This window comes from Salinivibrio sp. AR647 (assembly GCF_001995415.1).
GTDB lineage: Bacteria > Pseudomonadota > Gammaproteobacteria > Enterobacterales > Vibrionaceae > Salinivibrio > Salinivibrio costicola.
In genome coordinates, this window is sequence record NZ_MUFE01000014.1 from 1 (window position 1) to 10,796 (window position 10,796).

Consider the following 10,796-nt stretch of genomic DNA (forward strand, 5'->3'; position numbering starts at 1 on the left):
ATATAATATTTCGTATAAGAATAATAAGATTGCCATTGTTGGTTTTGACTTTTACACGAGCAGAAGGGTTAATGGCGATAGATTGTTTTATAGTCATCTAATATGTCGTAATTCTAAAACCAATAAAGATAAAACGCGTTGTGATTCAAGATACCCAGGAAACGATCATGTTGTGGGTTAWGGTGCGGATAAAAAACACATACAGATAAATGAGGGTGCGACGATTAGAGATGTTTTTGATTTAAGTTCAATTGCAAACAAATCTTTTAAAAAAAACGTCACTAATGTTTCAGTTTTTGAGGATATTACTCTTACAGATGATATGGATGAGGTTAAACGTAAGATTAGATCAACTAAGTTTAATGTTTCACAAGCTGTAGGAAGTGGCACATCATCCTATGCGGGAATAATTCGAGGGGCGCAGATCGCAAAAGAAGGTGATAACTCGAGACGATTAATAATTTTATTGTCAGATGGAGAAGATACTTTTCAAAAAACAACAAATAAGCTTATTAACCCCTCAAACCCAGGGAGCGCGCCTGAAAATTCGACGTCATTAGGGCTATGCAACAAAGTGATAAACGTATTGAATTCCCAGCAAACCCCCGAGGGGCATAATGTAACAGCTCGTATGGTGGCTGTAGGGTTTGGTTATGACATCAATAAGTTTCCACAAATGAAAAACTGTGTTGGGCAGGATAATGTGTTCAAAGCAGAGAATCGCGAAGATATAAAAAATAAAATCCTCGAGCTTATTACTGAAGAAATCGGCCATCTCGCCCCATAACAAGGAGCATTCAATGATTAAATGGATCAAAATTGCACTCGTACTGAGCCTTCCCAATATCGTGTGGGCGAATGACGCCTTATTTGATACCTACTGCGTCATGCAAGAAGGGGCGGCACGTTATCAGGTGACGACCGGTGAGGGCGTCATCGCGCGCACCTATCAGGATAATAAACTACTCGCGGTTGTCCCCCAAACCACCGCCAATCACCAGTGGCTGGTCGCACAAATTGATGAACTTGATGTGTCGCCACAGTGTGCCAGTTTTATTAAAAGTCATGCTTACTGGCAGCAAGCGCCCAATTCGCCGGTAGCGCGTGTGCATTTTGACTTCGATACGTCGCGTGTCTCTTCCCAAGGCCAAGCGATTTTGCAACGCTTAGCGCAGACGTTAGCAAAGCACCCATCACAGATCTCGGTCACCGGCCATACCGATAATATCGGCAGCGCACACTATAACCAGCAATTGTCACAACAACGAGCGGATGCGGTTGCCCCTTTTATTTCGTCGGATGGTGTCAATACAGTGACGCTAAGCGGCCAAGGTGAGTCACGGCCTGCTGCGACCAATCACACCGAGCAAGGGCGTGCTATTAATCGCCGCGCTGATATCCGTATTAGCCAATAACGTGTGAATAAAAAACGCGCCACCGGAAAAATCCGTGGCGCGTTTTTTGTTTGACGATGTTTTGGTATTCGCGCTACTGACGCAGTATCACTGACGCAGTGTCACTGACGAAGCGCTTTCGCTGCTGCAACCATATTTTCTAATGCCGGGATCACCTCATCCCACTGGCGGGTTTTTAGGCCGCAATCTGGGTTCACCCACAATCTTTCTGCAGGAATACGGGCGGCGGCTTTTTCCATTAACCCAACAATTTGCGCTTGGCTTGGCGTATTGGGGGAGTGAATGTCATACACGCCAGGGCCAATGTCATTGGGATAGTCAAAGTGATCAAATGCGTCCAACAGTTCCATATCCGAGCGAGAGGTCTCTATGGTGATCACGTCGGCGTCCATATCCGCGATGGATGCGATGATATCGTTAAACTCGGAATAACACATATGGGTATGGATTTGCGTCTCGTCACTCACGCCGTTGGCGGCAATTTTAAACGCGTTGATTGCCCAATCGAGGTAATTTTGCCACTCACTGCGACGCAAAGGTAAACCTTCACGCAGCGCCGCTTCATCTATTTGAATGATTTGAGTGCCAGCTTTCTCAAGATCCTGCACTTCTTGGCGGATCGCCAGCGCCAGTTGGTTACAGGTCTGTGATCGTGGCTGATCGTCACGCACAAATGACCAATTAAGAATGGTGACCGGTCCGGTAAGCATGCCTTTCAGCGGCTTATCAGTCAGAGATTGCGCGTACTGGGTCCATTCCACCGTCATCGCTTTAGGGCGTTCAATATCACCAAACAAAATCGGCGGCTTCACGCAGCGAGAGCCATACGATTGCACCCAGCCAAACTGACTGAACACATACCCATCCAGCTGTTCGCCAAAGTACTCCACCATATCATTACGCTCAGCCTCGCCATGCACTAACACATCGAGCCCTAACGCTTCTTGCTTTTCCACTGCATGGGCGATCTCTTTGCGCATAATGTCTTGATAGGTGGCGGCATCAATGTCGCCCTTCTTGTATTGTAAGCGCGTTTGGCGAATGGCACTGGTTTGTGGAAATGAGCCTATGGTGGTGGTTGGGAAGCGTGGCAGATTGAGCTGCTCGTGTTGCAAGCGAATGCGCTCGGCAAACGGACGCTGCCGTGTCCCTAATTGCGGTGTAATCGCTGCTAATGCGGCTTGCACCTTAGGGTTGTGTACGCGTGGTGATTGCTGACGGCTTTCGATTGCCTCACGGTTATTGTCCAGCGCGGGCTGAACGGTTTGACGGCCGTGATTAAGCGCGCGCGCGAGTACATCCAGCTCCTCGAGTTTTTGATGGGCAAAGGCGAGCCAGTTTTTTACTTCAGGGTCGAGCTTTTGTTCGCTCGCCAAATCGACCGGCACATGAAGCAAAGAGCAAGACGGCGCGAGCCAGAGGCGATCCCCCAGAGATTGATGAATCGGTTCGAGCCATTCTAACGTGGCATCAAGGTTAGTTTTCCATACATTACGACCATTAATTACACCCAGAGACAGAACGTGTTGATCGCTAAGCGCTTCACGGTATGCATCCACATCCCCTCGGCCACGAATCGCATCTAGGTGCCAGCCGTCAACGGGCAACGATTGCGCCAATGGACGATTTTCAGCTTGCTCGCCGAAGTAGCTCGCCAGCAATAACTTGACCTTGGTTTGGCTTAATGCACGATACGCGGTTTTTAGCGCCGTCTGCCATTCAGGCGCGAGCTCCGTGACTAAGATCGGTTCGTCGATTTGGACCCACTCAACGCCTTTTTCTGCCAGTTTGCTCAGCAGTGTTTGATACACGGGCAAGAGCTTATCGAGCAGATCCAGTTTGTTCGATGCATCTTTTTCTTTGCCCAGCCAAAGGTAAGTCACGGGGCCGACTAAAACTGGCTTGGTGTTTATACCGGTTATTTTGGCTTCTTCTATTTGTGTCAATAGATTTTCAGCATGAAGACTAAACGTTGTTTGCGCGGTAAATTCGGGCACGATGTAGTGATAATTGGTATCGAACCATTTGGTCATTTCACCGGCATGCACGCACTGGCAAGCACTATCGTTTGCCGAGCGGCCACGAGCGACGCGGAAGTAGTTATCCAGGGTGTTATCTTGATGGGCAGCCACACGGTCAGGGACATTGCCGACTAAAAAGCTGGTGTCGAGTACATGGTCATAAAATGAAAAGTCGCCAACGGGAGCGATGTCGAGTTCACTTTGTTGTTGCCAGTGACTGCGGCGCAGATCTTTCGCAAGATCGGTTAAGTTTTGTTGGGATGATTCGCCACGCCAGTAACGCTCGAGTGCAAATTTAAGTTCGCGCTGGGCGCCGATACGTGGAAAGCCGAGATTATGAGTTTTAGCCATCTATACGTCCTCCTTTTTGATTGAATTCAGCATAGGGCTTTCTCGTTATGAACTAAAATGGCATTATTTCATCAATCAATGAATTTTAGTCATGGAATAGACATGTTAGAACGTCACCACCTTCATATTTTGCGTGCGATCAAAGAGCAAGGGTCGCTTACCGCAGCCGCAGAGACGCTTTATCTCACCCAGTCCGCGATTAGCCATGCGATGAAAAAGCTAGAAAGCCAGCTCGGGATTAGCTTGTGGCAAAAATCCGGACGGCAGCTTCATTTCACGCGAGCGGGTGAGTACTTGCTTACGCTGTCTGAGCGTATGCTTCCTCAGTTCGAGCACGCTGAACAGCAGCTTAAACAATTTGCTCAAGGCCAGCGCGGTACATTGCGAATCGGCATGGAGTGTCACCCCTGTTATCAGTGGTTGCTTAAGGTGGTTGAGCCTTTCTTACATCAATGGCCGGATGTGGATGTTGACGTCAAACAAAAGTTCCAATTCGGTGGTTTGGGCGCATTGTTTGGCCATGAGATTGATGTGCTCGTCACGCCCGATCCCTTACTTAAACCAGGCATAGAATACGTATCCGTGTTTGATTACGAACAGGTGCTGGTGGTGAGCGGACGAAGTGCACTCGCGGCGTTTGACCATGTTGATCCTGAGCAAGTAACACAGGAAGTGCTGATTACCTACCCTGTTGATCAATCGCGTTTAGATGTCTTTACCCAGTTTTTGGCGCCGGCGCACTGTGCACCGCGCAAACACAAAACCATAGAAACAACCGATATCATGCTGCAAATGGTTGCCGCTGAGCGCGGGATCGCGGCACTCCCCAAATGGCTGGCAAAAGAGTACCAACAACGACTAAACCTTCATATCCTTCGTATAGGCCAACAAGGTATTCATAAGTCGATCCATTTGGGTGTACGCGAGGGACAAAGAGATGATTACATCCAGAACTTCATCGAAAAAGCCAGTTCAACCGTCATGCAGCGATGTGACTAAGAGATAAAACACTCAATCCCGTTAATAGTGACATTTAAGCGCATACTTTAAGGGCATGGTCTATGGGTGTAGTTTGGCGCCGTTTCAAACACCGATCTATAATTACGTATTGTCTCAATGTTGAGCCGTACAAAGTGCACATTTCGGAGTAAAATTACTTTCGAAGAAGTCTAATTCCTTAGATAATGCAAGTAATAGACTTTGAATGCACCTCACATTTTTTATGGATAAAGAGTCCCGGCTATGAAATCAATCTCGCTCTCTCGCAATGTAAACGTCGAAAGTATCCAAGGAAATGGTGTACTGCTTGTCAATGGCACGCCAACGACAGTGACCGAAGGTACGTCTTTTCCGTCTGGAACCGAGCTGGTTCTACCAGATAACAGTGAGGCTGTTATTGTACTTAGCGACGGAACGTTACTCGCCGTTGAGGCTCAGGGAGAGCAGCCCGGCGCCGTGCTCGATGGATTGCCGCAAGATGTTCAAGATGAAATAGCCGAGATTCAGCAACAAATCCTTGATGGTGAAGGCGAGATCACCATTGAAGATGACCAAGCGACCGCCGCTGGTGGTGACGCTGCAGCTGGCAGTGGCTCATGGAGTTATGTCAATGTTGAGCGTGATGGAAGCGAGACCATTGCGAGCTCAGGATTTGATACTGATTCGCTTGCAACCAACAACGGGGCGATTGGTAGCGATGCAGAAGGCGGAGCGGGGCTTGCGATTGACACCACCGCTCCCGGAATCCCTGGCGTGACCATTGTTAATGATGCTAACAACGATGGCATTATTAGTGGGCAAGAGCTTGGTGATGGGATCCAGGTATTGATCGATCTGTCCGATACCGGTGCTAATCCGGGCGATGTATTAACGATAAATGGTCAAACCTCGACGATTACCGAGCAAAATATCATAGATGGCACCGTCACCATCACACTGCCAGACACTCCTGCAGACGGAGAAACATTAACCGTAGAAGCCACCATTACCGACACCTCCGGCAACACCTCCGCGCCGGGGAGTGATCAAGCAGACATTGATACTAGCGCCGAGGCCGGCACGGTCAGCGTGAACAACATCACCAGCGATGACGTGATCAACGCGCAAGAAGCGGGCGAGACCATCACGGTCACCGGCAGCGCGAGCGGCGGCGACATCGCCGAAGGCGATACCGTTTCGATGACCATCAACGGCGAAGAGTACGAAACTACCGTGGATGAAAACGGCGAATGGAGCGTGGACGTGGCCGGCAGCGACCTGGCGGCGGACACCGAGTTCGAGGTGGTCGTGAGCTCGTCGGATGACGCGGGCAATACGGTAGAGAGCACCAAGACTTCTACGCACTTTGTTGGCCCAGTAGCGGCAGGCGATACGGCTACAGGTTTAGAAGATAGTGGCGCTATCGTTATCGATGTCTTGGCGAACGATATTGATCCCGATGGCGGAACGTTAACCATTACTAATGCGACTGTGCCAGCGGAGCAAGGTACGGTAGAAATCTTAGATGGAAAACTAGAGTTCACCCCAGCAAGTGATTTTAATGGCGAGGCCACGCTCACCTATACCGTCAGCGATGGGGTTGCTACTGATACTGCTAATGTCACTGTCACTATTGAAGCAGTGAACGATGGTGCGACCATCACAGGCGATGCGGTCGGTGCGGTGACCGAGGACGATACGCAAACGGTACTGAGCGACACAGGCACCCTGAGCATCACCGATGATGACACTGGCGAGGCGGTGTTCCAGACGGCGCCTTCCAGCATCACGGCGAGTGAAGGCGCGTTGGGTAGCTTAACCATCACGGAAGCGGGCGAGTGGACGTACAACGTCGACAACGCGGACGTGAACTACTTAGGTGAAGGCGAAACGAAAGTAGAAACCTTCACGGTGAAATCGGAAGACGGCACGACTCACGACATCGAGGTGACCATCACGGGCACCAACGACGCGCCAGTGGCACAGAACGACACATCTACGGCTGAAGAAGACACTACACAGAGTGGCAATGTACTTACCAATGATTCAGATGAAGAGGGCGACCTCACCGTCACCACCTTCACCATTAACGGCGAATCCCACGCCGCTGGTCAGTCAGTCACGATCGCTGATGTCGGTGAAATTACCATTGGCGAGAATGGTGATTATACCTTTACGCCGGTAGAGCATTGGAGTGGTGACGTACCAGCTATCACCTACACCGTTAAAGATGAATATGGAGATACCGCGGAAGCGACACTCAATATCAGTGTGACGCCGGTGGCTGATGCGCCTGAGTTATCACTAGGCGAGTTTGAACTGGACTTTGTGTCCACGAATCTTAATGTCTCAACCTGGAATTCAGTTGACGTTGGTACGCCTAATGGCGATGGCCAGGGAGTTGATTCTGAAGCTTTAGTGAGTGCGGTAAACAGTGCTGGGGAAGCAGACGGTACATCGACAACCGAAGACGTCGCCGTTGATATCGGCTCAGGTTTAGACGGTGGTCAGGCGATGCTGACGTCAGGGCTGATTTATCTAGAGGCGGGCAAAAACTATAGCTTTGGCGGCTATGCGGATGATAGTGCTGCCATCGTCATTGGTGGAGAAGTGATTGCCGAAGGGCGATATGGCAGTCAAGGTACCTCTCCAGGTGGTGTGAGTGGAAGCGGCCGATTCAGCGGCGAATTTACGCCATCAGAAAGTGGCTACTATTCGTTAGACATTTATACCCACAACCAAAATGGTCCTGGTGGCTTTGATATTGAAGTCGCCGTAGGTAGTGACTCGGCTATTGACCTAAACGCGAGCAACTTTAATCTCGCGCCAAATATCGATGCGTTGGAAGATGGAGGCTTAGGTGTTAAGGGGTATCACGGTGATGGAGACGGTGGTTACTACACGCTTAATGAGCCAGGAAAAGGGCAGGCGGGTGAGCCGATTAAGTTACCACCAATCAATGCGAGCTTGGTAGATCAAGATAACTCTGAGACGCTGAGCCTCACGTTAGGTAATGTTCCTGAAGGATCGATACTGTCCGACGGTAATCACAAGGTGATTGTCGAAAATGGCTCTGTCTCTATCAAAGATTGGGATTTGTCTAATCTTTCGATCTCGGTGCCTGAGCAATTTACGGGCAAGGTCAATCTTCAAGTGACGGCAACCAGTACAGAGAATGGCAATGGTGACACAGCGAGTGTTACGGAAGAGATTTCAGTTTCTGTGCTGCCGATCTCGAACGGTTTGTCGGTGTCTGCTTCATTGTCTGAATTGCCTGATGGCGCGCATCCAGCGGATGGACTAATTGATTATGCTGAGGCGCATAACGGTGGATCATCTGAGGACTATGCCCAAATCGTTATTGACACTAGTATCCTCGGTGGATCTGTAGAACTCACCGGTGGCGCAGGTGACGACCTCATTATAGGGGGAACGGCAGACGGCAGTTATGATCTACATGGAAAAGGCGTTACCGATTTATCCAGCGGTGATAATGTCTTTGTGTCGCGTAACCCTAATGCGACAACTGCATATTTCGGCGGTGAGGGAAATGATGTCGCCTATCTACAAGGTAGATATGACGATTATCAACTGCTACTGCCGCAAAATAATGCTGTCTTGAGCTTGTTATATCAGGGTAATGTAGGCTCGAGCCATAACTTTTATTCCGTGGAAACCATCTACTTTGCCGATGGTAAATATCAAGTAGATAACGGTGAGCTGACCAAAGTCGCGGATATTGTCCAGCTGGATGTTGATGTGACGTTGAACGACAACGATGACTCTGAAGAAATCACATCAGTGATTGTATCGGGCATCCCTGAAGGGGGCAGCGTACCAGATGGCGAGCAGCTTGATTCAGGTGACTGGCAAGTGCCGATTGATGCACTGCAGCCTAACCCAGGCTCAGATGCTGGCTTCTCGGTCACGCTTGAGTTGCCAGAGGGGGGAGCCCCTGATTTATCGGTGACCGTTGGTGCCGCTGAGGTCGATAATGGTGCGCCTGTCGATTTGCCTGAGTATGCTACTACCCAGCCGGGTATGACGAGCTTGCCGGCATCCTCTCCGAACGCTGATAATCAAGTGAGTGGTGGCTCTGGCGATGATGTCGTGATGGGAGATACCGGTGGCTTCACCATTGAAACGGTGCCGGGACAAGCTTATAACATTGCGTTGATTATCGACCGCTCAGGGAGTATGGATGAATCGATCACAGGCAGTGGTTACAGCGAGCCGAGCCGCCTTGATGTAGTAAAAGAGTCACTGACGAAATTAGTCGATTTATTAGCGAACCATGATGGTCCGGTCAACGTGAACCTTGTTGCGTTTAACAGTGAGGCGACGGGTAACAGTTTTAATTTAGAACTCGACAGTGTTGATGGATTAAAGGCGCAAATTGCGCAAATGTCGGCTGAGGGTAATACCTATTATGATGAGGGCTTTAAAGAAGCGTCTGGATGGTTTGAAAGTGTCAGCCAGGCTAACACTGAAAACCTCGCCTTCTTCCTGACTGATGGTGAACCCAATAGCAATCCGTCAAAAAACGCAGCGGCATTCGAGAAACTCGCCAACTTGGCTAGCGTGAATGCCATTGGTATTGGCGATGGGATCTCGGTGTCTACACTTGCAAATTACGACAATACAGGTGGAAATGAGTCCTTGTTCGATTTCTCATCAGGCAATCTAAATGGTGACATTCGTAGCGGGGGAATAGGCGACGAGATTGAAGTGGATCGATCGGGAAATAGATTAGTATTCACCGATAAAGATCTGAGTGGGCTCTCTGACTTCAGAGAAAATCAACCATCATGGGTCAGTGAAGAATTTTCCCTAAATCAACCCGGTTTGGTGACCTTGGACGTCGATATTTTCGGTGGCGTGGGCGAAGTTGTCGTCGACATTGTGAGTGCTGACGAACGTTCTGTTGTTGACTATAAATACAAAGATGAGGACGGGAGTATTTCGCTAAACGTTGAGCAAGCGGGAAGCTATAAACTAAGAGTATGGTATGATCATCAGTATAATGTTCTTGACAGCGATTCATCCGCATCCCTGAGCGGTTTCACATTCGAACCATTTGACGTGGATATCGTTCACTCTGGCGACGAATTAGATGTTGCGTTGCAAAGTGGAGAAACTATTCGTCATATTGCCGGTATGGGGAGTGACCAAGTCACTGGAAATGAAGGCGATGATGTGCTCTTTGGTGATTCGGTGAATACCGACAACTTACCGTGGGGTATCGACGGAAATCCAGAAAGACCTGCTGACCTACCCGATGGCGCGGGACTTGAGGGGCTGAAAGTCTTCCTTGAAGCGTCGCAGGGTCATGAGCCATCCGATATCGAGCTGTATCAGTACATTAAAGACAACCACGCGTTGTTTAATGTCGAAGGGGATATCCGCGGCGGCGACGATACCCTAGAGGGGGGAGAAGGTAATGACATCCTTTATGGTCAAGGCGGTGATGACACCCTCAGTGGTGGCCGAGGTGATGACACTCTTATTGGAGGACGAGGTGAAGACACCTTAATCGGAGGCACCGGTAGCGATAAATTCCAGTGGTCGTTGGATGATATGCCATCGTCTGCCGATGGCGATGGGACGGAAACCGATGTTATTGTCGATTTTGATAACCAAGGTGACACGCAAGACACCCTCTCGTTTGTCGAGGATTTAACCCAGCTCATCAAAGACGTGCAAGTGTCGATTTCATGGCAAACCACTGACAGTGGTGATACAGAGGCCACCTTAACGATTGGCCTTGATGCCGATGGCGATAACCAAGTGGATCAGCAGATTAACATTGAAAGCTTGAGCGTCGTTACCAACGGTGGTCAGCAAGAAGTGGTGATCAACACCTTGATTAATGGTGAGGAAGGGGAGCTACGACTCACACAAGGTGATGATAATGCCGACCTTTCAATGGGGAATAATTCAGAAGATTTAGAAATCAAAGTCGATACGGTAGACTGGTAATCACCCTCAGGCAGCGGCTATCATGTCGCTGCCTTTTGTTTTCGGTCAAAAG

The 10,796-nt window shown here is 49.3% G+C and carries 4 protein-coding genes and 1 pseudogene; 4 read left to right on the top strand and 1 reads right to left on the bottom strand.

What is annotated here, in order from left to right; translation table 11 throughout:
* Nucleotides 1-787 (top strand): annotated as a pseudogene (locus BZG76_RS15390) (VWA domain-containing protein); the annotation flags it as partial.
* 13 nt (nt 788-800) lie between these two features.
* Complete coding sequence (locus tag BZG76_RS13980) at nt 801-1,415, top strand: OmpA family protein (protein ID WP_077461807.1); 615 nt, start codon at nt 801-803, stop codon at nt 1,413-1,415.
* A 101-nt stretch (nt 1,416-1,516) separates the two neighbouring features.
* Here the strand turns inward: BZG76_RS13980 and metE are convergent, their stop codons facing one another.
* Nucleotides 1,517-3,787, bottom strand: a complete 2,271-nt coding sequence (metE, locus tag BZG76_RS13985) for a 5-methyltetrahydropteroyltriglutamate--homocysteine S-methyltransferase (RefSeq protein WP_077461808.1) — start codon at nt 3,785-3,787, stop codon at nt 1,517-1,519.
* Nucleotides 3,788-3,889: 102 nt separating this feature from the next.
* Here metE and BZG76_RS13990 point away from each other — a divergent pair, with 102 nt between their 5' ends.
* Both BZG76_RS13990 and BZG76_RS13995 read left to right on the top strand, forming a co-directional pair.
* A complete protein-coding gene (locus BZG76_RS13990) occupies nt 3,890-4,786 on the top strand; it encodes a LysR family transcriptional regulator (protein WP_077461809.1) in 897 nt (298 codons plus the stop codon).
* A gap of 243 nt (nt 4,787-5,029) precedes the next feature.
* Nucleotides 5,030-10,744: an Ig-like domain-containing protein gene (locus BZG76_RS13995; RefSeq protein ID WP_077461810.1), complete on the top strand. Its 5,715-nt coding sequence runs from the start codon at nt 5,030-5,032 to the stop codon at nt 10,742-10,744.
* Nucleotides 10,745-10,796: the final 52 nt, after the last annotated feature.